Here is a 19,845-nt window from a genome sequence, read left to right as displayed (position 1 = left end):
CAACATTGCCGCGGCAATGGGTGGCGTGCCGGGCTTCATCGTCGAACGCCAGCTCGCCCACTTCAAGCTCGTCCATCCCGACTATGAAGCCGGGGTGCGCAAGGCATTGAAGGACGCCCATGGCTATAGTCTCTAATATCGGGACATAACCATCTTTCAGACAGCGACCAAAGCTCGATGAGCTTCAATCACGGAGCTTTGGTTCGTGCCAAAATACTTCTGATTTCAGCTAGTCATATTTCATGCGCGAACAGAACTTCTTTCGCGATCATTATTTATTGAGGAAATTATGTTTAAGAAATTATCTGCCGAATTTATCGGCACCTTCTGGCTCATATTCATCGGCTGCGGCGCAGCCATCATTTCGGCTGCATTCCCCAATCTCGGCATCGGCATTTTGGGTATCGCCCTGGCTTTCGGACTAAGCCTCATGTCCATGATCTTTGCCGTTGGCGGAGTATCCGGCGGCCATTTCAATCCGGCCGTGTCACTTGGCCTATGCGCCGCTGGCCGTTTTCCGGCAAAGGATCTGGTTCCTTACTGGATAGCACAGGTTGCCGGCTCCGTTGTTGCTGCCGCCCTGCTCTACCTGATCGCATCCGGCAAGACGGGCTTTGTCGCGGGCGGATTTGCAAGCAATGGCTATGGTGAGTTTTCACCGGGCGGCTATAACATGCTGGCCGCACTGATAACCGAAACCGTTCTGACCGGCTTTTTCATCTTCGTCATCCTAAGCGCAACCTCAGCTTCCACCCCGGCCGGTTTTGCGCCGATCGCCATCGGATTGTGCCTGACGGCCATCATCCTGATGTCTGGCCCGGTTGCCAATACTTCCGTGAATCCAGCCCGCTCCACCGGCGTCGCCTTGTTCGCGGATGTTCCTGCAATCCAGCAGCTCTGGCTGTTCTGGGTCGCTCCTCTGGCTGGCGGTTTGCTTGGCGGACTTATCTGGAAATGCCTGTTTACCACACAACAGGCCGAGGCTACCGAAGCCTGAACAACAGCACGATGACCGGAGCATTTCCGAGCCAAAAGTGCGAAGCGGTTTTGCGTAAGGATAATGCGCCGAAACAATGAGTTAGAGCGGTTCCGCCGATTCTGTTACAACAGGAACCGCTCTAATTGCATCGCGCCTCGTCCCGAACTTACTTCTTCACCAGCGTCGCCACGGCTTCGACATGTGGCGACCAGAGGAACTGGTCGATGGGCGTGACGCGCGTGACGCGGTAGCCGCCCTTCACCAGAATGGCCAGATCACGGGCCAGCGTCACCGGATTGCACGAAACCGCGACAAGCTTCTCCACCTTGGATTTTGCCAGTTCCAGCGCCTGCTCCTCCGCACCGGCCCGCGGCGGATCGAAAACCACGGCGTTATAGGGCAGCAGTTCCTTCGGCATCAGCGGTCGGCGGAACAGGTCGCGCCGCTCGACCGAGACAGGCTTCAGCCCCTGTACATGGCGCACGCCGCGATCAAGGGCGGCAAGAGCCAGCGCATCGTTTTCGACCGCATGAACCGCGCTTTTTTCCGCAATCCGCAGGGCAAATGTGCCAACACCGCAGAAGAGGTCCGCCACGCGCTTGGCCTTGCCCACATGATCCAGCACCAGCTGTACCATCGCTTCTTCCGCGTCGGTCGTTGCCTGTAGGAAGCAGCCGGGCGGAATCGGCACCGGCACCTTGCCGAAATGGATAAGCGGTTTCTTCGGCTCAACGATGATTTCGCCCTCATGCGACAGGCGCGCAAAGCCCTTTTTCATGACGAGCGCGGTCAGCGCGCGCCGTTGTTCGTCGGTCAGCTTGCCGCAACCGCTCGCTGCGAGGTCCAGGCCGGATTCCGTCTGCGTCACCGCCAGCTTGAACGGCCTGGAACCGGGCGCAATCAAAGTCCCGACCTCGCGCAGATCATCAAGTCGCGCAATGATCTCGGGAACCGTCACCGCACATTCGACGATATCGATGATTTCGTGGCTCAAGTGACGGTTGAAACCGAGCAGCATGCCCTTCTCCGTCTTGCGTGCCGCAAACACAGCGCGGCGGCGCGTGCGCGGCTGGCAAGCGACCAAAGGCGCAACCTCGGCGTCGACCCCCCGGCCCTTCAGCGCGGAGACAACCAGTTCGCGCTTCCACAGACGGTAGGGTTCATCCTGCCAGTGTTGCAGCGCGCAGCCACCGCAATCCTCGAAATGCTGGCAGGCGGGTGCCTGCCGCTCGGGCGAGGCTTGGAGAAGCGCCATAACCGTCGCGCGGTTCTTGTCGCGCGCGACATTGGCCACCTCGCCCGGCAATGTAAAAGGCACATAAATCTGGCCGTCCGGAAGATTGGCGACGCCATCGCCGCCCGCGCCCATCGAGCGGATTGTAATCTGGGTCGTCATCAGTCTTTCTTTCCTGCCAGGAGATATTCACGGTTGCCGTCGCCGCCTTCGATAGGCGACGGGCAAAGGCCGAGCGCGCGCCAGCCAGCCTGCGTCTCCAGCCATGATCTCAGTTCTTCTGCCATGCGTTCGCCATCTTGCGGATCGCGCAGAATGCCGCCCTTGCCGATAGCCTCGCGGCCCGCTTCAAATTGCGGTTTTACGAGAAGCGCGCAGATAGCACCTTTTTGCGCCAAGGCCAATGCCGGGGGCAAGGCGAGTTTCAGCGAAATGAAACTCACATCCGAAACCACGCAATCGACATCGCGTCCATCCAGATGGACACGTTCCAGCGCACGGGCGTTGAGCCCTTCCTTGTTGGTGACACGAGGATCGGCACGCAAGGTCGCGTGCAACTGCTCGTGGCCGACATCAATAGCCAGAACATGACTTGCACCCCGCTCCAGCAAAACTTGCGTAAACCCGCCTGTGGAGGCCCCAATGTCGAGTGCCGTGCGTCCTTTCACATCGAGGTCGAAATGGTCGAGCGCTGCGATAAGTTTAAGGGCAGCGCGGGAAACATAAGCACTTGCCGGATCGTCCACGGCAATGTTCGCGGCGCGCAGAACCGTCTGGCCCGGCTTGGTGACGGGCTTGCCGTCAACCTTGACCGTACCGCGCTGGATCGCATCGCGTGCCCGCGAACGGGTTGCAAAAAGCCCCAGTTCCACCAGCAGCTGATCGAGCCGCAGGGTCTTGTCACCCGTTTCTCCACCCATCGGTCAGGCGCGAAACGGCGCAGCAATGGCCTCGCGCCCCAAAGCTGCGAACACCGCATGCACGATGCCCGCCCGGTCAAGACCGGCCTCGGCATACATGGCATCCGGCTTGCCATGGTCCTGATAGCTGTCCGGCAGGGTCAAGGCCCGCACCTTGAGGCCGCGATCCAGAAGGCCGTCGGTCGCGAGGAATTGCAGCACATGGGAAGCAAAGCCGCCAACCGCGCCCTCTTCCACCATCACCAGCACCTCGTGTTCGCGTGCCAGACGGCGGATCAGATCGTGATCGAGCGGCTTGGCAAAGCGCGCATCGGCAACCGTGGTCGGAAGACCGGCTGCCCCCAGCTCATCGGCGGCGGCAAGGCATTCAGCCAAGCGCGTTCCGAAGGAGAGGAGCGCGACCTTCGTGCCCTCGCGCACGATGCGGCCCTTGCCGATTTCGAGCAATTGTCCGCGTTCCGGCAGATCCACACCAACCCCGTCGCCACGCGGATAACGGAAAGAGATCGGGCCTTCATCATATTCGGCGGCGGTGCGCACCATATGGCGCAATTCCGCCTCATCCGACGCAGCCATCACCACGAAACCGGGAAGAGCCGCGAGAAAGCCCGTATCGAACGAACCCGCATGGGTCGGGCCATCGGCGCCCACCAGACCGGCACGGTCGATGGGGAAGCGCACAGGCAGGTTCTGGATCGACACGTCATGCACGACCTGATCGTAGCCGCGTTGCAGGAAGGTGGAATAGATGGCGCAGAACGGCTTGAAACCTTCGCTGGCAAGACCGGCGGCAAAAGTCACCGCATGCTGCTCGGCAATGCCGACATCGAAGGTGCGCTGCGGGAAAACTTCGCCGAAGAGATCAAGCCCGGTGCCGGATGGCATGGCGGCGGTGATCGCCACAATCCTGTCGTCATGGCGGGCTTCCTCGATCAGGCTGGTGCCGAAAATCTTGGTGTAGCTCGGCGCATTTGCAGGCGGCTTCGACTGCTTGCCGGTAATGACATCGAACTTGTTGACGCCGTGATATTTGTCGGCGGCAGCTTCCGCCGGCGCATAGCCCTTGCCCTTCTGCGTCACCACATGGATGAGGACCGGGCCTTCCTGCGTATCGCGCACGTTTTTCAGGATCGGCAGCAGATGGTCGAGATTATGCCCGTCGATGGGGCCGACATAATAGAAGCCAAGCTCCTCGAACAGCGTACCACCGGTAAAGAAGGCGCGTGCATATTCTTCCGACTTGCGGGCCTTGTCCTGCAGGAACTTCGGCAGTTTCTTGGCAACCTGTTTCGCAGCCTCGCGGACACTGCGATAGGTCTTGCCGGAGACGAGGCGCGCCAGATAGGCGCTCATGGCGCCGGTCGGCGGCGCAATCGACATGTCATTATCGTTGAGGATGACGATCAGGCGCGCATCGAGCGCGCCTGCATTGTTCATCGCCTCATAGGCCATGCCGGCCGACATCGAGCCATCGCCGATGACTGCAATCACATTGCGCTTTTCGCCCGAAAGATCGGACGCGACAGCCATGCCGAGGCCAGCCGAAATCGATGTCGACGAATGCGCCGCGCCAAAGGGATCATATTCGCTTTCGCTGCGCTTGGTGAAGCCTGACAGGCCACCGGTCTGGCGCAATGTGCGAATGCGGTCGCGACGCCCGGTCAAAATCTTGTGCGGATAGGCCTGATGGCCGACATCCCAGATGATGCGGTCATGCGGCGTATCGAAGACATGGTGCAGCGCGACTGTCAGTTCCACCACGCCCAGTCCCGCGCCCAGATGCCCGCCAGTGGTCGAAACCACGTCGATCAGCTCTGCGCGCAATTCCTGCGCGAGCTGCGGCAAATCGGATTCCGGCAATGCACGCAGGCGATCCGGGGTCGGCGCCTTGTCAAGCAATGGGGTCATGGGTCGGGACATTCAAACAACCTGTTTCTGGTTAGGTCTTGTTGTCGGTATAGCAGCAATGCGACAGGATCAAGCAGGGCGGGACATCGTGTCCTATGGCCCGGTTCATAATCCTCATTCAGGCAAAGGTATGAAATCCTGCTCATCACCGGGCACGATATCAAAGCGTCCGGTGCGCCATTCCTCCTTGGCCTGCTCTATCCGCTCCCGCGAAGAGGATACGAAGTTCCACCATACATAGCGCTTCGAGCCAAGGGCCGCACCGCCAAAAAGCATGATATGCGCACCTTCCGGCCCGGCCTGCACAACTATATCATCACCCGGACGAAAGGCCAGCAAACGATCCGGCGGAAACACTTCCCCGCCAATGCCGACATTGCCCTGCAACGTATAGATGGCGCGCTCTTCGGCCACGGCCGGAATCGGGAAACGTCCGTTCGGCTCTATGCGGATATCCGCATAAAGCGTATCGGCGTGCTGGATCACCGGAGACTTCAGCCCCAGCATCGAACCCATAATCAGCCGACCGGAGAAATCGCGATCCTCCATCACCGGCAGGTCGGGCGCATTGGTATGAAAAAATTCCGGGCTGATTTCCTCCAGCGCATCGGGCAGCGCGAGCCAGGTCTGAATACCGGAAATCGATAGTGGTCCGTTGCGCTCCTCTTCCGGCGAACGTTCGGAATGCACGATGCCCCGGCCCGCAGTCATCAGGTTCACATCGCCAGGGCGAATGACCATTTCAGTGCCGAGACTGTCCCTATGGCGAATATGCCCGTCGAACAGATAGGTCACGGTGGAAAGGCCGATATGCGGATGCGGGCGCACATCCAGCGCATCGCCATCCCGCAGGACAGCCGGCCCCATGCGGTCGAAGAAGATGAACGGCCCGACCAGGCGACGCCGCACCGTCGGCAGGGCGCGCCGCACTTCCAGCCCGCCAATGTCGCTTGTGCGTGGAATGACCAGCGTTTCAATGCTGTCTACCGAAGTCTTGTCGCCAAGAACCGGATCAGGACACGGAAAGAAACTCATGAAACGCCACTCCAGCCGTTAAACTCTCACGTTCATATAAGCAATAATCGCATTTTATCGAAGGTGCCTGCAAAACAAAACCGCACCGACAAGCGGTGCGGTTCGATCACGATTCAAATCCCGTCAGCGTCCCTGCAACAGCTTCGACAAAGAGCTGGCGTCCGGCACCTGTCCGTTGGCCGTCAGCTTGTCCACCAGCCCCGGCAGAACCTGGGAAAGCTGATCCAGAAGCTCCTGCTGGTCGATACCGGCATGCTGGGCGATTTCACCCAGCGTTTTCTGGCCGATTGCATCGCCAAGCTGGCCCGGCTCGATCGGATGGTTGGAGCCCTGGCCGACCCAGGAATCCACCTTGTCGCCAAGGCCAGCCTGTTTCAGTTGATCGAGCAGACCGCCGAGCCCTCCCCCGAGCGGTCCCGGAGCCGGAGCAGCCGAGGCATTGCCGGCAGCAGCCCCGCCGAGCAGGCCACCAAGCCCGCCAAGGATACCGCCAAGCAGGCCACCGCCCGCCTGCGACTGGTCCGGCACCGGCACGGGCTGTGCCGGCGTTGCTTCCGTCTCGTCGCTATTGCCCTTCAGCATCTTGCCGATCAGCAGCGCGCCAAGCGCAATCAGAACCGGTTTCGCGAGGCTTCCGCCGGGAATGGGCGAATTGCCAGAATTGTCGTCATAACTTCCCATCACACGATACTCCCTGTTATCCGATGCCAATTCTGCATTCGGTAAGATAAAGTTAAATGGGTTTACCGATTTGACAAGCATTATACCTTGCAAATTTTGTAGCAGTGTGAAAATTTCCTAAGTGCGTGATGCAAAAGTGTATTTACGCATCGGGAGATATTAGATGTCTGTTATAAGCTGGATAATACTAGGCTTGATTGCCGGCTTCATCGGCAGCAAGATCGTCAATAAAAGCGGCCAGGGCATGTTCCTGGATATTGCTCTCGGCATTGTGGGCGCCATCATCGGCGGCGTCATCTTCACCTTCTTCGGCGCACAGGGCGTGACCGGCCTCAACATTTACAGCCTCATTGTTTCCATCATTGGCGCTGTCGTGGTCCTGTGGCTTTATCACGCCGTCACGGGCAAGCGTTCCATAGGCTGAACTATCGCAGAGATTCCATCATGGCTCCGGGCTTGCCCGGAGCCTTTTTCGTCTTATATAGCTCTTTCTGTTATTCTTTTGCCTTTGGCCGCTCGCTGCCCCATAAAGCCGCTTCGCACTTTTGGCTCGGAAATGCTCTATCTATTTGTTTTCACGCATTATCCGACGCAAAACCGCTTCGCACTTTTGCTGGAAATGCTCTAGAATAGGATCGCAATGCACTTCATCGAATCCTACCTCGCGACTTATGGAGCGCTGGCGCTTTTCTTCATTATCTATTTTGAATCCTTCGGTGCACCGGTGCCGGGCGAAAGCGCGCTCATCGCAAGCTCGCTCCTTGCGCTGCACGGCACGCTGCATATCGAAACCGTCCTGATCGCTGTTTTCACCGCCTCGGTTCTGGGCGACTGCACCGGCTATGCGATCGGGCGGTTCGGGGGGCGCAGGCTCATATTGCGCTATGGCCATCTGTTCAAACTGACGCCGGAAAGGCTGGACCAGTTCGAGAAGGTTTTTGCGGAAAAAGGGATCTATGTCGTCGCGACCGCCCGGTTCGTGGTGCTGCTGCGCCAGCTGAACGGCCTGGTGGCGGGGTCGATGAAGATGAACCCGCTGCATTTTCTGGCGGCCAATATGGTGGGCGCCGCCGGATGGACGCTCGTTTGGGGCCTTGGCCCCTATCTCCTGAGCGGCGTGCTCGCGCCATACGCCGCCCATCTCAAGGCCTTGTTCTGACAGATCACTCGGGATCGAGCGGTTCCGTGCCGACCGGCTGGCCGTCGCGGCCGATACGGATTTTCTCCACCTTGTCCTCGGCGGATTTCAGAAGCGTGTCACAATGCTTCTTCAAGGCTTCCCCACGCTCATAGATACGGATGGATTCTTCCAGCGGCACGTCGCCCCGCTCCAGATCGTCGACGATCTTTTCAAACTGCTTCAGCGCATCCTCGAAACTCATTACCGCAATGTCGGCGTTGGACGGTTCGCTCACCATGATTCATCCTTTCAACAGCCGCGTAATATGCGTAGACGCGGACTGCGACAAGCCCTCTAGATCATATCCACCTTCAAGCATACTCACCAGCCGGTGATCGCAGAACCTTTCTGCCCGCTCCATGAGCTTGCCTGTCGCCCAGTCAAAATCCGCCTCGTCAAGATTGATCTCCGCCAGCGGATCGCGAAAATGAGCATCGAAGCCCGCCGAAATAAGGATCAAATCTGGCCGGAAATTGTCCAAAGCAGGCAATACACGACTATTGAATGCCTCGCGAAATTCGCGACTGCCCATATTGGGCGAAAGCGGTGCATTGACGATATTGCCGACGCCGGTTTCATCCTTCGCTCCCGTGCCGGGATAAAGGGGAAACTGATGCGTCGAACAGAACAGGACGCTCGGATCATCCTTGAAGATATCCTGCGTTCCGTTGCCGTGATGGACATCCCAGTCGACGATGGCGATGCGCTCGGCGCCATGATGGCGCTGCGCATGGCGCGCCGCAATCGCAATATTGTTGAACAGACAAAAGCCCATCGCCGTGGAACGCTCGGCATGATGCCCCGGCGGGCGGGCCGCAACGAAGACATTGTTTGCCGCGCCGGAAAAGACGTCATCGACCGCCGCCTTTGCCGCCCCAATGGCGGTCAGTGCCGCATCCATACTTTTCGGGCTGACATAGGTGTCGCCGTCAAGCTTCACCACAGGCTGAGGCGCATCCTCATCCGAAGCCGGTTCCGGTATTCCGGCGCGTATGGCTTCCAGATGTTCTTCAGGGTGGGCAAGCAGCACGGACGCCGCATCGGCGCGCGGCGCTTCCGCCCGGTCGAGCCGATAGAAATCCGGCCCCTCCAGTTCACTCATCAACGCCCGGATACGATCCGGGCGCTCGGGATGGCCGGGCGGGGTCAGGTGTTCAAGATAGATCGGATGCCAGTAAAGCCGTGTCGTCATGGGTTCACTATAACATCCTGCCGGCGCATGACCATGAGGGCCATGCGCCTGATCTGCCTGAAATGACTTTAAATGATTTCCGTGCGGGCGATCCGGATGCCGAAACCTTCAAGACCGACATAATGGCGCTCACGCGAGGCCAGCAGCACGATCGACGTGATGCCGAGATCCTTCAATATCTGCGCGCCAAGACCGATCTGCCGCCATTCCTCCTCGCGGGCAACCGCTTCGGCATGGCTTTCATGGTCGCTCTGGATCGCATCGCGGGCGCGGGTGTCATGGTGATCGGCGCGCACGCCGACGGAGCCTTCGCGCAGATAGACCAGCACGCCGCGGCCTTCCTTGCCCATCTTTTCCATGATGGCGTCGAGATTGCTGCCTCCCTTGCCGAAGACATCGTTCAGCACGTCTTCGCGGTGCAGGCGGACCGGCACTTCCTCGCCGTCACGAATATCGCCGAACACGACCGCCACGTGCTGCATGGGTTCCCATGGCAGTTCGTAGGTATAGGCATGGGCCGCACCGGCGCAGGTCTTGATCGGCGCATCGCCGACGCGCTTGACCAGCGTTTCCTTGCGCTGGCGATAGGCGATGAGATCGGCAACCGTGACCCGGTGCAGTGTGTGTTTTTCAGCGAATGCCTTGACGTCCGGGCCGCGCATGACCGTGCCGTCATCATTGACCAACTCGCAGATAACGCCGATGGGCGGCAGGTTTGCAAGCTTGCAGAGATCGACAGCCGCTTCCGTATGGCCGGAGCGCATCAGGACGCCGCCCTCGCGGGCAACCAGCGGGAACACATGGCCGGGGCGCACAAAGTCGGAAGCACCGGCATTGGGGTTCGCCAGATTGCGCACGGTCAGCGTGCGGTCTTCCGCCGAAATGCCTGTCGTCGTGCCATGGCGATAATCGACCGTCACGGTGAATGCGGTGGTGTGGGCAGATTCGTTTTCGGCAACCATGGGCGCGAGGTTGAGGCGCTTGGCTTCCTCGCGGGTCATCGGGGTGCAGACGATGCCGGACGTGTGGCGCACGATGAAGGCCATCTTTTCGGGCGTGCAATGCACCGCGGCAACGATCAGGTCGCCTTCGTTCTCGCGCCCGTCATCGTCCATGACGACCACGATCTCGCCGCGTTCGAAAGCACGAAGCGCATCGACGACCTGTTTCTGATTATAGCTCATTTCGACCTCTATATGTCAGACAACCAACGGGCCCAATCGTCGGTCAGATTATGGCCAGTCTGGCCGCAAGTGAATCAGACGCGGCCAGTCTGGCCGCGGTGACGCAGATAGTGATCGGCAATCGCGCAGGCAACCATCGCCTCGCCGATCGGCACGGCACGAATGCCCACACAGGGATCGTGACGGCCCTTGGTCATCACATCCACTTCCTTGCCGTCCTTGTCGATGGAGCGGCGCGGGGTCAGGATCGACGAGGTCGGCTTGACCGCAAAGCGCGCCACGACCGGCGCGCCGGTCGCAATGCCGCCCAGAATGCCGCCGGCATGATTGGACAGGAACAGCGGCTTGCCGTCATTGCCCATGCGCATTTCATCGGCATTCTCCTCGCCGGTGAGACGGGCCGCCTCGAAACCGTTGCCGATTTCCACGCCCTTCACGGCGTTGATCGACATCAGCAGGCTGGCAATATCCTGATCGAGCTTGCCATAGATCGGCGCGCCGATGCCCGCAGGCACGCCTTCCGCGACGATCTCGATGACCGCGCCGACCGACGAGCCCTGCTTGCGGATGCCATCGAGATAATCCGCGAACAGTTCGACCGAACCGGCATCGGGCGAAAAGAAGGGATTGTTGTCCACTTCCGCCCAGTTCCAGCGGCGGCGGTCGATACCGTGCACGCCCATGGCAACCAGCGCACCCTTGACTTCCAGCCCCGGCACGATCTTGCGCGCAATGGCGCCTGCCGCCACACGGGCCGCCGTTTCGCGCGCCGACGACCGCCCGCCGCCGCGATAGTCGCGGATGCCGTATTTAACGTCATAGGTATAATCGGCATGGCCCGGACGATATTGGCGGGCAATCTCGCCATAATCCTTCGAGCGCTGGTCGGTGTTCTCGATCATCATCGAGATCGGCGTGCCGGTCGTCGTCATGGTGACGCCATCGTCGCCCAGAAGAACGCCGGAAAGCACGCGCACCTGATCCGGTTCGCGGCGCTGTGTCGTATATTTGGACTGGCCGGGCTTGCGCTTGTCGAGATAGGCCTGAATTTCAGCTTCCGTAAAGGTGATGCCGGGCGGGCAGCCGTCCACCACGCAACCGAGCGCCAGGCCGTGGCTTTCGCCCCAGGTGGTTACACGGAACAGATGGCCGAAACTATTGTGAGACATGCGCGACGCCTGAATAAATCGTCCTTGTCCGGGATGAGGCCAAGGAGAGAGCAGCTATTTTACGCGCCGGTTTTATTGGGCTTTTCAACGCGGGTCAAATCAAGCGCTCCGGTGACGCAAAATTTCCTTCTGAAGATCGATATCCGGCATTTTTTTTGACACATTCCCCACGCTACATTGCGGCTATGCGGCGCAAGGCGCTGAAGCCGTCAAAGCGCGTGGCGCTTTTTCGCGACATGCTGAAATCACGACAATCGTGTCGAATCGGTCAGGCGACAACCCAACCCGAGGCACAACCAAAGGAACGGAAAGTCATGCAATATCTGGTCGGATTAATTCTCATCGTGGCCTCGCTTTTCTCGACAGTGGCGATGGCGGACGATGCCGAAGGCAAGATCACCGGTATCAACAAGGACAGCGAAACCATAACGCTGGATGACGGCCAGACCTACAAGCTGCCCGGCGAGTTCGATTACAGCGCGATCAACAAGGGCATGAAGGTTCTCATCATCTACGACATGGTCGACAGCACGCGCTTCATCACCGATATTCAGGAAGCGCCATAAGCCTGGAGCTGCCTTCCCGTGAAAAGAGCGGCATAAGGGCCGCTCTTTTCATATGGGCCGGAACCAGCCGCTTGCAACGACACGCGCCCAATCGGCCCGGCCATTGCCTTCCGCCATCCGCACCATCCGCGCCATGTCATAGGGAATATTGCGCATGGTCACCTGCCAGCCGGCGCCGGTCTGTTCGATGACGGCATAGGATGCGTTGGGATTACCGGTCTGGACGATATGCGGCACGGGGTGGTCGTCGTCGTAGCCGGGGCAACCGACACTTCCCGGATTGACCAGCAGCCGCCCGTCTGCAAGGCGGACGATGCGCGGCGTGTGCGTATGGCCGCACAGAACAAGAGAGGCCGCTATATCCTCGGCTTCCGCCTCGATCTCATCGCGGGACCGCAGAACGACATCGCCGCTCGCGGTAACTTTCTCCATCCAGTAGGTGGTGTCGCTCGACGGCGTGCCATGGCAGATGAATATGCGCCCATCGGCCAGCGACTGCGAGGCGGGCATCGCGCGCAGCCATTCGATATGCCACTCATCAAGCTGTTCGCGCGCCACGCGATCCGACGGGCCCATATCGGCAAGCGGCTTTTCGACAAGCCAGCGATCGTGATTGCCGCGAATGCATATCATCTCCCGCGCCATCAGCATATCGGCGGTCTCCCGCGCCGCCATGGGGCCGCTCAGATGATCGCCGAGATTGATGATCGTGCGGATTTGCAACGCATCGATATCCGCCAGCACAGCGGCCAGTGCATCGCTGTTGCCGTGAATATCCGCAATAACCGCGAAACGTTCGAAGGGCATGTAACGCCTCCATCGCTAGTGGATTGAATTTGACGTTTGAATCCCGGCTGACACATACGCTGTTTCAAACGTCAAATTCGAAAAATCCACTAGATACATATGTTTGCTAGTGGTCTTTTTGATTCCGACATTTGCTCAGCGCTTGAACCGAGGGATGCAAATGTTGGAATCAGACCACTAGCAAGAGTATTTCCGGTTTCAATCGAAACGTTCAAACCCACTCAAGCTTGCCGTTTTCGAATTTCAGAATCCTGTCCTGCGGGATGGAAAGATTGGCGGCGGCGTGGCCATCCATATCGCCATAAAGATAAAACAGCGTGCGGATGCAGCCGCCATGCGTCACGCAGACGGTCGGCCATTCCACCGCTTCCACCCAGCGCCCGATACGCCGCGACAGGCCCATATAGCTTTCAGCGGTCGCGCCGGGCGGCACGAAATTCCACTTGTCGCGGGCGCGCGCTTCCAGAAGATCCTCGCGCTCCCTGGCAATGTCTTCCATCATGAAGCCCTGCCAGTCGCCGAAATTGACCTCCATCAACTGCGGGTCGGTGCGGTATTCATAGGGATCGAGGCCCATGCGCAGGCGGATGCGCTCCATCGTCTCGCGCGTGCGGCGCAAGGGGCTCGCCACGAAATCGAAGCCCGCGCCATCACCGATCAGCGATTTCAGCATGTCGCCGTTGCGGTCGGCCTGGCTGCGCCCATGATCGTTGATGTCGATATCAAGCTGACCCTGAATACGCTGCGAGACATTCCAGTCTGTCTCGCCGTGACGCGAAAAGTAGATGATCTCCCGAGCCACAGCCCTACCCCTATCTGCCGCCAATGAACAATCCGGATCGCTTTCCCGCAACGGGAAAGACAAAGAAAAATCCCGAAAAGCCGGTCAACTTTTCGGGATTTTGTATTCGCTGTCTCAGTCTTTCACAACCGAGATGTCCGGCGCGTCAACCGCCTTCATGCCGATGACATGATAGCCGCTATCGGCATGATGGACCTCGCCGGTGACAGAACGCGACAGGTCGGACAGGAAATAGAGGCCGACATCGCCCACTTCCTCGATGGTGACGGTGCGGCGCAGCGGCGCATTGTACTCGTTCCACTTGAGAATATAGCGGAAATCGCCAATGCCGGAAGCGGCCAGCGTCTTGATCGGGCCTGCCGAAATCGCATTGACGCGGATATTCTGCGGCCCAAGATCGACCGCCAGATATTTCACGCTTGCCTCAAGCGCTGCCTTGGCGACGCCCATGACATTGTAGTTCGGCATGACCTTTTCAGCGCCGTAATAAGTCAGCGTCAGGATCGACCCGCCATCCGCCATCAGCTTTTCAGCCCGACGCGCAACCGCCGTCAGCGAATAGACCGAGATCAGCATCGTATTGGTGAAATTGGCTTCCGACGTATCGAGATAGCGGCCGGTCAATTCGTCCTTGTCGGAAAAACCGATGGCATGCACCAGGAAGTCGATCTTGCCCCACTTCTTCTCAAGCGTTTCAAAAACCGCATCGATGCTGGCGGCATCGGCCACGTCGCAATGCCCGGCGACGAAGGCGCCAAGCTCTTCAGCCAGCGGCTCGACCCGCTTCTTCAATGCATCGCCCTGATAGGTGAATGCGAGCTCTGCGCCTGCATCACTTGCAGCCTTGGCAATACCCCATGCGATGGAGCGGTTGTTGGCGACGCCCAGAATCAATCCACGCTTGCCCTGCAACAAACCTGACTGTGCGGTCATTAGGGGTCCTCATTGAAAACAATTAACTTGTTGCCCTATCGCACAGGCAAAGCTCTCCTTCAAGCAATTGCAGCGAAAAAGCGGGGCATTGTTACTTTACTGCCGCAAAGAGACAACACCCGGCTTCAAACGATTGAAGTGGAACCTGGAGCGCATCCCGAAAAGCGTTGATCGCCTATGCAGGGAAATCAGTCCACCGGACTGATTTTTGATCCTCATTCGATCAGACAAGATGCGCGCCAACACCAAGGATGAGGGCCTGTCTGGTCCAATCAGATCGAAACGCGCCCTAACACTACAGTTGCATTCTTCGTGATGCCGGGCTGCAAAGAGCAATTTGTCTGCGTTCCGGTGCTCACGTACCTTTCAGTACGCTGCGCTCCGGTACTCGAAAATCACTCTTTTCGCCACGGCCTGACGAATTTGCAACTGTAGTGCTAAGCGACTTTACGCTTTTGCAGAAACTCTTCCAGTTCCTTGTCGCCGCCTTCCGGCAGCATGATGCGAACATGCACGTAAAGGTCGCCCCTGCCCCCGGCTTTCAAGGGAAGGCCCTTTTCCTTCAGCCGCAGCACGCGGTCGGAGCTTGACCATGCGGGTATTTTCACCGCAATGCGTCCATCGAGCGTTTCGACCTCCTGCTTGCCGCCAAGCACCGCGTCTGCGAGTTCTACCGGAAGATCGACATGCACGTCGCGCCCCTCCAGACGAAAGCGCGGATGCGCCCTGAACTGGATCGTGACCAGCGCATCGCCTGCCGTTCCGCCCATCAACGGCTCGCCCTGGCCTTTCAGGCGGATGGTCTGCCCGTCTTCGACGAATTTCGGCAATTTGATCTTCAGGTGCTTGCCGTTCGGGAAAACCGCTTCCACCTTCTCCGCACCGGCGGCCTGCTCCAGCGTAATGGTGATGGATGCGGAAAGATCGGCGCCCTTGGCCGGGCCGCGCTGGCGCGCGCCGCCGAATGCGCCGCCAAAAAGATCGTTCAGAATATCTTCCGCGCCGCCAAAGCCTCCGCCATGCTGAAAACCACCGGGACCGCTGCGGAATTCGAAATGGCTGTTGCCGTCGCCGCCGTGGCGGAAACCGGCAAACGGGTCGCCATGGGCGCCGCCAAAACCCTGTCCGCCGGCGAAGCCCTGGAAGGCGGGCTTGCCTTCGGCATCGATCTCGCCCCGGTCGAATTGACCGCGCTTGTCCTTGTCGCCCAGGATTTCATAGGCCTGGTTCAGTTCTGCAAAGCGCTCCTGCGCCTTCGGATCATCCTTGTTCTGATCCGGATGGTGCTTTTTGGCCAGTTTGCGAAAAGCCGACTTTATTTCCTCGGGCTTCGCCGTTTTGGCGACGCCCAGCACGCTATAGGGATCGCGCATATAGTTCCTCTTTCAGGAAAAAGACTGTGAGATGAGTAAGACTCGTTGCCCATAATATGCGCATGTGGCCGGAAAAGTTCCAGTCAAGCCGAGCTTTTCTTTTCAGTGGTTGAATCAAAAGCGCCATCCAACAGGGCATGGCGTCTACGGGTCCACGCTCAAATGGGGGCGAAGGACGTCACCGTCCATTGGCCGCCGCGCTGCATGCAGGTTTCGCCGCGATAAATGGAAACGCCGTCAAAAGCCTCACGCGAGGTTTCGAACTCGCGGCAAAGCTGGTTGTTCTTGTTGTTCTCGGCAATCGTCGTGATGGTGCCCTGGCTGCCCGTATCCGGATTTGCCCATGGCACGGGCTTCTTGCCCCATTGGGTGAAATTGAGCGCGGAAACCACGTTCTTTATAGCGGACTGGTCGGAAAGCTTGCCGGTATCGGTTTCGACCGGCTGCGACTGCTGCACGGAACCGGTGATCGTGGAAGAATCGGGAACGGCCTTTTCAATGCTCACACCACCCATGGCGCAACCGGCGAGAGAGAGGATACACAGGACAAATGCCGCCTTGCGCAGGGCATTCACGCCACGGCCCGGACCCCGGAGATTGTTTTTGTGGCGAACCGTATCGACAGCCAACGCTATTCCCTTATTCCACACGCTAAAGATGCAGGGATTATGAGTGAACTTGAGTTAACAAGCGGTGTGCCGGGAAGGTAAACAAATCGGAATCAGAGCACAACGCCCAACTCTATACTTTATGCAGCCGTCAAACGATGTTCCCGCTTTTTTGCCCCTGTCCGGGGCAAGGCGCATCGACGGGCGTGTTCCTCGTTCCTGTGCGGGTTGCGTAGCCGTTTCGGCCTGCCTGCTTGACCTTGTAGAGCGTGAGATCGGCCCGGGCGAAGACATCGAGATCGCTCGCCCCGTTGCCCTGTTCCTCGCTGGCTATGCCGATGCTCACCGTCATGGCGTGTTTCTGGCCATTGAAGAAAAGCGGCGCGCGATTGATCGCGCTCACGATCTCGCGTGCGATTTCCGCCGCCTCCCGCTCACGCATCTTGGGCAGCAGGATTGAAAACTCATCGCCGCCCAAGCGCGCCAGCACGCCGCGACGATCAAGCACGTCGACCGCGACATCGGCAAAATGCACAAGGGCCTGATCGCCCAGCGCATGACCATAAGTGTCGTTCCAGCGTTTGAAATTGTCGATGTCGATCAGCATGACGGTATAGGGTATTCCATCCTCGCTGAATGCAAGTTCTGCCCTCGCCAGCCTTTTCATGAAATGGCGGCGGTTCGGAAGCCCGGTCAATTCGTCGGTTTCGGCAACCCTGGCCATATCGCCATGCAGGCGGTTCATCGCCATGACGATGAAGCCGAAATTCCAGATGACACCGCTATAGATCACGCAGACGAGCGCATAGCTTTCGATGGTAAAGTAGAGCGCCTGGTCGAACTCGCCGACCCAGGCCGCGATATTCAAAGTCGTCTCGATGGCATGTCCCATGATGCCGAGCAGAAACGCCGTGACGGCAATCTGGCCGCCAAGGCCGATGTTGTTCTGGCGGGCGAGATAGAAGACCGTCATCGCCATGGGCACCGATTGCCCAACGGCATAGGCGATATTGCGCCCCTGCCAGCTTGCATGAAAGGCGGCCATGCAGGCGAAACTGGCCAGCGACACACCCAGGGCCAGCCGCCAGCCGCCCTTTTCGCCGAAGAAATAACGCGTGCCGACAAAGGCAATGCAGAAACCGTGGATGATGATCGTATTGCCGATCACCGCCGGCCAGAACGCGCCCTCATTGCCTTGCAGCGAAAGAACCAGCCCGCCGGCCAGCATGAGCGTCGTCGACAGGAGCCAGATCCGCGCCGGCCGGAATTTGCGGTAAGACAGGGCTATGGCGGTCCAGATGATGCAAACCGTCAGCGAGTTTAAGAAAATTACGATATACAGCGTCAGAAAATCGAGTTTTGGCATAGCCCCTACCTTGCTCGGCGCCCTACAAGAAGTTGCCAGCCAAGTAAAGCCGGATCGCCCTGCGACGACGCATCCCGGCAAGACCATGGACAAAATGCCGGTTATCGAAGAAGCTCGCTTTCGATCCGCCCCATCCGGGGTTTCCTTGGCGGGAGATTCCCTTTCAGGATGACCCGCAAATTCCCGACAGGCTTTGAAATTACCCAAAATGACAAATTCAAGCGACGATTTCACCCAAAGCTCCGAACCGTTCAAGCTCTTCGCCGAATGGCTGGCCGATGCCGCCGGGAGCGAGCCGAACGACCCCAATGCGGTGGCGCTCGCGACCGTCGACCCTGACGGGCTGCCCAATGTGCGCATGGTGCTTCTGAAGGATTTCGACGAGAGGGGCTTTGTCTTCTACACCAACTATGAAAGCCGGAAGGGGCAGGAAATCCTTTCCGCCGAAAAGGCCGCCATGTGCTTCCACTGGAAATCGCTGCGCCGTCAGGTGCGCGTGCGCGGGCCGGTGGAAAAGGTAAGCGATGCCGAGGCCGACGCCTATTATGCCTCGCGCCCGCGCGGCAGCCGCATCGGCGCATGGGCCTCCAAACAGTCCCGCCCGCTGGAAAGCCGCTTCGCGCTGGAAAAGGCGGTCGCCGAATATACCGCCAAATATGCCATTGGCGACATTCCGCGCCCGTCCTACTGGTCGGGGTTCCGAATCCGCCCGGTGTCGATCGAGTTCTGGCACGACCGGCCCTTCCGCCTGCATGACCGCGTGCTTTTCACGCGGCCGACGCCGGAAGGCGACTGGAACAAGGACAGGCTCTATCCCTGATCCGACAAGGAACGATCCGACAAGGAACGGCCACCGGAAGCGGTGGCCTTTCTTCATACAAGCGGCTTGACCGCAACCCAGAGGCTTCCCAACACCAGCCCGAGGAAGATCAGCCAGCCGACAATATTGTTCGACTTGAAGAGCCGCAGGCATTGGTCGGGATTGTCGATATCGAGCACGAGTATCTGGCGATAGAGATGCGCGCCCGCGGCCAGCAATCCCGCCAGCGCCGGCATCGGCACCTCGGCCACGGCGAAGGCCGCGGCAAAGAAACCGATAGCGCCGCCATAAAGCACCATCAGCGCCGTCCTGGTATGCTTGCCGAACAGGCGCGCCGTGGAGCGCACGCCGACCAGCGCGTCGTCTTCCTTGTCCTGATGGGCATAGATCGTGTCATAGCCGATCACCCACAGGATCGAACCGATATAGAGCAGCACCGGCGGAAGGCTGAGCGAGCCTTCCGTTGCAGCCCATCCCATCAAGGCGCCCCATGAGAAGGCAAGGCCCAGCACGAATTGCGGCCAGTCGGTGATGCGCTTCATGAAGGGATAGGCGGCGACGATCAGGAGCGAGAAAATGCCGAGCCCGATGGAAAACCAGTTGAATTGCAGCACGACGGCAAGGCCAACCAGCGCCTGCAAGACCAGAAAGAGCTTGGCCTGACCGCGCGTCACTTGGCCCGATGGCAGCGGGCGCGACCGCGTGCGGTCCACCTTGTCGTCGATATCCTGATCGACCAGATCATTATAGGTGCAGCCCGCGCCGCGCATGGCAATGGCGCCGACGAGAAACAGGAAAAGATGCCAGAAGGACGGCAGCACGGACCACGCGCCATCGCCAGCCTTTGCGCCCGCCCCCGCCACAAGGGCGGTGGACCACCAGCAGGGCCAAAGCAGAAGCTGCCAGCCGATGGGACGATCCCAGCGGGCAAGCTGCGCATAAGGCCAGAGCGATTGCGGCAGAACGCGATAGACCCAATGGCCGGAGGGCGCATCCTTCACCCGCCCGCGCGCATCGCGCGACTGGATATCGGAATTTGCCTGTGGTTGCTGCATCGTCAAATCCGTTCAAAAAATCGGTCAATTCCA

The 19,845-nt window shown here is 59.2% G+C and carries 22 protein-coding genes; 6 read left to right on the top strand and 16 right to left on the bottom strand.

Translation table 11 applies throughout. The features are described from left to right. Together AVM02_RS08530 and aqpZ are read left to right on the top strand one after the other, a co-directional pair. The coding region (locus tag AVM02_RS08530; RefSeq protein ID WP_411506542.1) for a catalase-related domain-containing protein at positions 1-136 on the top strand (136 nt) is incomplete at its 5' end. 153 nt (positions 137-289) lie between these two features. Continuing rightward, on the top strand, positions 290-997 hold the full coding sequence (gene aqpZ / locus AVM02_RS08525) for an aquaporin Z (RefSeq protein WP_411506536.1): 708 nt from the start codon (positions 290-292) through the stop codon (positions 995-997). 148 nt (positions 998-1,145) lie between these two features. Here the strand turns inward: aqpZ and AVM02_RS08520 are convergent, their stop codons facing one another. The 5 genes from AVM02_RS08520 to AVM02_RS08500 all read right to left on the bottom strand — a co-directional run bounded on the left by AVM02_RS08520 (position 1,146) and on the right by AVM02_RS08500 (position 6,757). Further along, positions 1,146-2,375 carry a class I SAM-dependent RNA methyltransferase gene (locus AVM02_RS08520; RefSeq protein WP_411506535.1) on the bottom strand — a complete coding sequence of 410 codons (1,230 nt, stop codon included), beginning with the start codon at positions 2,373-2,375 and terminating at the stop codon, positions 1,146-1,148. Then, on the bottom strand, positions 2,375-3,133 hold the full coding sequence (locus tag AVM02_RS08515; protein WP_411506534.1) for a TlyA family RNA methyltransferase: 759 nt from the start codon (positions 3,131-3,133) through the stop codon (positions 2,375-2,377). Before AVM02_RS08515 ends, AVM02_RS08520 begins: the two co-directional genes overlap by 1 nt. A 3-nt stretch (positions 3,134-3,136) precedes the next feature. Then, on the bottom strand, positions 3,137-5,053 hold the full coding sequence (dxs, locus tag AVM02_RS08510; RefSeq protein ID WP_411506533.1) for a 1-deoxy-D-xylulose-5-phosphate synthase: 1,917 nt from the start codon (positions 5,051-5,053) through the stop codon (positions 3,137-3,139). A 102-nt stretch (positions 5,054-5,155) separates the two neighbouring features. Then, positions 5,156-6,076, bottom strand: a complete 921-nt coding sequence (locus tag AVM02_RS08505; RefSeq protein WP_411506532.1) for a pirin family protein — start codon at positions 6,074-6,076, stop codon at positions 5,156-5,158. A gap of 123 nt (positions 6,077-6,199) precedes the next feature. Then, on the bottom strand, positions 6,200-6,757 hold the full coding sequence (locus tag AVM02_RS08500) for a YidB family protein (RefSeq protein ID WP_411506541.1): 558 nt from the start codon (positions 6,755-6,757) through the stop codon (positions 6,200-6,202). 163 nt (positions 6,758-6,920) lie between these two features. Between AVM02_RS08500 and AVM02_RS08495 the strand changes: the two genes are divergently transcribed. Next, positions 6,921-7,181 carry a GlsB/YeaQ/YmgE family stress response membrane protein gene (locus AVM02_RS08495; RefSeq protein WP_411506531.1) on the top strand — a complete coding sequence of 87 codons (261 nt, stop codon included), beginning with the start codon at positions 6,921-6,923 and terminating at the stop codon, positions 7,179-7,181. A gap of 216 nt (positions 7,182-7,397) precedes the next feature. Beyond that, a complete protein-coding gene (locus AVM02_RS08490) occupies positions 7,398-7,916 on the top strand; it encodes a DedA family protein (protein WP_411506530.1) in 519 nt (172 codons plus the stop codon). 4 nt (positions 7,917-7,920) lie between these two features. Here AVM02_RS08490 and AVM02_RS08485 read toward each other — a convergent pair whose 3' ends face one another. From AVM02_RS08485 to aroC, 4 genes are all read right to left on the bottom strand, one after another. After that, positions 7,921-8,175 carry an exodeoxyribonuclease VII small subunit gene (locus AVM02_RS08485; protein WP_411506529.1) on the bottom strand — a complete coding sequence of 85 codons (255 nt, stop codon included), beginning with the start codon at positions 8,173-8,175 and terminating at the stop codon, positions 7,921-7,923. 3 nt (positions 8,176-8,178) lie between these two features. Continuing rightward, complete coding sequence (locus tag AVM02_RS08480) at positions 8,179-9,129, bottom strand: histone deacetylase family protein (protein ID WP_411506528.1); 951 nt, start codon at positions 9,127-9,129, stop codon at positions 8,179-8,181. A 68-nt stretch (positions 9,130-9,197) separates the two neighbouring features. Next, positions 9,198-10,313, bottom strand: a complete 1,116-nt coding sequence (gene ribB / locus AVM02_RS08475; protein WP_411506527.1) for a 3,4-dihydroxy-2-butanone-4-phosphate synthase — start codon at positions 10,311-10,313, stop codon at positions 9,198-9,200. A gap of 74 nt (positions 10,314-10,387) precedes the next feature. Further along, positions 10,388-11,482: a chorismate synthase gene (aroC, locus tag AVM02_RS08470; RefSeq protein ID WP_411506526.1), complete on the bottom strand. Its 1,095-nt coding sequence runs from the start codon at positions 11,480-11,482 to the stop codon at positions 10,388-10,390. Positions 11,483-11,796: 314 nt separating this feature from the next. On the opposite strand from aroC, the gene AVM02_RS08465 reads away from it, so the two are divergent. Next, positions 11,797-12,048, top strand: coding sequence for a DUF1344 domain-containing protein (locus tag AVM02_RS08465; RefSeq protein ID WP_411506525.1), 252 nt, complete (start codon positions 11,797-11,799; stop codon positions 12,046-12,048). A gap of 48 nt (positions 12,049-12,096) precedes the next feature. Here the strand turns inward: AVM02_RS08465 and AVM02_RS08460 are convergent, their stop codons facing one another. The 6 genes from AVM02_RS08460 to AVM02_RS08435 form a co-directional block, all read right to left on the bottom strand. Beyond that, entirely contained in the window at positions 12,097-12,855 is a 759-nt protein-coding gene (locus tag AVM02_RS08460) for a metallophosphoesterase family protein (RefSeq protein WP_411506524.1), read from the bottom strand. 211 nt (positions 12,856-13,066) lie between these two features. Further along, on the bottom strand, positions 13,067-13,657 hold the full coding sequence (locus AVM02_RS08455; RefSeq protein ID WP_411506523.1) for a histidine phosphatase family protein: 591 nt from the start codon (positions 13,655-13,657) through the stop codon (positions 13,067-13,069). A gap of 114 nt (positions 13,658-13,771) precedes the next feature. Then, positions 13,772-14,590: an enoyl-ACP reductase FabI gene (gene fabI / locus AVM02_RS08450; RefSeq protein ID WP_411506522.1), complete on the bottom strand. Its 819-nt coding sequence runs from the start codon at positions 14,588-14,590 to the stop codon at positions 13,772-13,774. A 437-nt stretch (positions 14,591-15,027) separates the two neighbouring features. Then, positions 15,028-15,963 carry a DnaJ C-terminal domain-containing protein gene (locus AVM02_RS08445; RefSeq protein ID WP_411506521.1) on the bottom strand — a complete coding sequence of 312 codons (936 nt, stop codon included), beginning with the start codon at positions 15,961-15,963 and terminating at the stop codon, positions 15,028-15,030. Positions 15,964-16,121: 158 nt separating this feature from the next. Further along, the gene (locus AVM02_RS08440) at positions 16,122-16,538 is read right to left on the bottom strand and encodes an RT0821/Lpp0805 family surface protein (RefSeq protein ID WP_411506540.1); all 417 of its coding nucleotides are present in this window, start codon (positions 16,536-16,538) and stop codon (positions 16,122-16,124) included. A gap of 184 nt (positions 16,539-16,722) precedes the next feature. Further along, the gene (locus AVM02_RS08435; RefSeq protein WP_411506520.1) at positions 16,723-17,937 is read right to left on the bottom strand and encodes a GGDEF domain-containing protein; all 1,215 of its coding nucleotides are present in this window, start codon (positions 17,935-17,937) and stop codon (positions 16,723-16,725) included. A 208-nt stretch (positions 17,938-18,145) separates the two neighbouring features. Here AVM02_RS08435 and pdxH point away from each other — a divergent pair, with 208 nt between their 5' ends. Then, positions 18,146-18,757, top strand: a complete 612-nt coding sequence (gene pdxH / locus AVM02_RS08430; protein ID WP_411506519.1) for a pyridoxamine 5'-phosphate oxidase — start codon at positions 18,146-18,148, stop codon at positions 18,755-18,757. 53 nt (positions 18,758-18,810) lie between these two features. Here pdxH and ubiA read toward each other — a convergent pair whose 3' ends face one another. After that, a complete protein-coding gene (gene ubiA / locus AVM02_RS08425; RefSeq protein WP_411506518.1) occupies positions 18,811-19,812 on the bottom strand; it encodes a 4-hydroxybenzoate octaprenyltransferase in 1,002 nt (333 codons plus the stop codon). Between the last annotated feature and the right edge of the window lie 33 nt (positions 19,813-19,845).

The organism is Brucella anthropi (genome assembly GCF_046630315.1).
Taxonomy (GTDB): domain Bacteria; phylum Pseudomonadota; class Alphaproteobacteria; order Rhizobiales; family Rhizobiaceae; genus Brucella; species Brucella anthropi_A.
This window is presented reverse-complemented; position numbering and strand designations above follow the sequence as displayed.

What these genes read in the sequence shown, in the direction of transcription:
- AVM02_RS08460 (WP_411506524.1), bottom strand. Translation starts at nt 12,855, where the DNA reads ATGCCCTTCGAACGTTTCGCGGTTATTGCGGATATTCACGGCAACAGC.
- AVM02_RS08480 (WP_411506528.1), bottom strand. Translation starts at nt 9,129, where the DNA reads ATGACGACACGGCTTTACTGGCATCCGATCTATCTTGAACACCTGACC.
- AVM02_RS08445 (WP_411506521.1), bottom strand. Translation starts at nt 15,963, where the DNA reads ATGCGCGATCCCTATAGCGTGCTGGGCGTCGCCAAAACGGCGAAGCCC.
- aroC (WP_411506526.1), bottom strand. Translation starts at nt 11,482, where the DNA reads ATGTCTCACAATAGTTTCGGCCATCTGTTCCGTGTAACCACCTGGGGC.
- ubiA (WP_411506518.1), bottom strand. Translation starts at nt 19,812, where the DNA reads ATGCAGCAACCACAGGCAAATTCCGATATCCAGTCGCGCGATGCGCGC.
- aqpZ (WP_411506536.1), top strand. Translation starts at nt 290, where the DNA reads ATGTTTAAGAAATTATCTGCCGAATTTATCGGCACCTTCTGGCTCATA.
- AVM02_RS08490 (WP_411506530.1), top strand. Translation starts at nt 7,398, where the DNA reads ATGCACTTCATCGAATCCTACCTCGCGACTTATGGAGCGCTGGCGCTT.
- pdxH (WP_411506519.1), top strand. Translation starts at nt 18,146, where the DNA reads ATGACAAATTCAAGCGACGATTTCACCCAAAGCTCCGAACCGTTCAAG.
- AVM02_RS08520 (WP_411506535.1), bottom strand. Translation starts at nt 2,375, where the DNA reads ATGACGACCCAGATTACAATCCGCTCGATGGGCGCGGGCGGCGATGGC.
- AVM02_RS08435 (WP_411506520.1), bottom strand. Translation starts at nt 17,937, where the DNA reads ATGCCAAAACTCGATTTTCTGACGCTGTATATCGTAATTTTCTTAAAC.
- AVM02_RS08500 (WP_411506541.1), bottom strand. Translation starts at nt 6,757, where the DNA reads ATGGGAAGTTATGACGACAATTCTGGCAATTCGCCCATTCCCGGCGGA.
- AVM02_RS08465 (WP_411506525.1), top strand. Translation starts at nt 11,797, where the DNA reads ATGCAATATCTGGTCGGATTAATTCTCATCGTGGCCTCGCTTTTCTCG.
- fabI (WP_411506522.1), bottom strand. Translation starts at nt 14,590, where the DNA reads ATGACCGCACAGTCAGGTTTGTTGCAGGGCAAGCGTGGATTGATTCTG.
- dxs (WP_411506533.1), bottom strand. Translation starts at nt 5,053, where the DNA reads ATGTCCCGACCCATGACCCCATTGCTTGACAAGGCGCCGACCCCGGAT.
- AVM02_RS08515 (WP_411506534.1), bottom strand. Translation starts at nt 3,133, where the DNA reads ATGGGTGGAGAAACGGGTGACAAGACCCTGCGGCTCGATCAGCTGCTG.
- AVM02_RS08485 (WP_411506529.1), bottom strand. Translation starts at nt 8,175, where the DNA reads ATGGTGAGCGAACCGTCCAACGCCGACATTGCGGTAATGAGTTTCGAG.
- AVM02_RS08505 (WP_411506532.1), bottom strand. Translation starts at nt 6,076, where the DNA reads ATGAGTTTCTTTCCGTGTCCTGATCCGGTTCTTGGCGACAAGACTTCG.
- ribB (WP_411506527.1), bottom strand. Translation starts at nt 10,313, where the DNA reads ATGAGCTATAATCAGAAACAGGTCGTCGATGCGCTTCGTGCTTTCGAA.
- AVM02_RS08495 (WP_411506531.1), top strand. Translation starts at nt 6,921, where the DNA reads ATGTCTGTTATAAGCTGGATAATACTAGGCTTGATTGCCGGCTTCATC.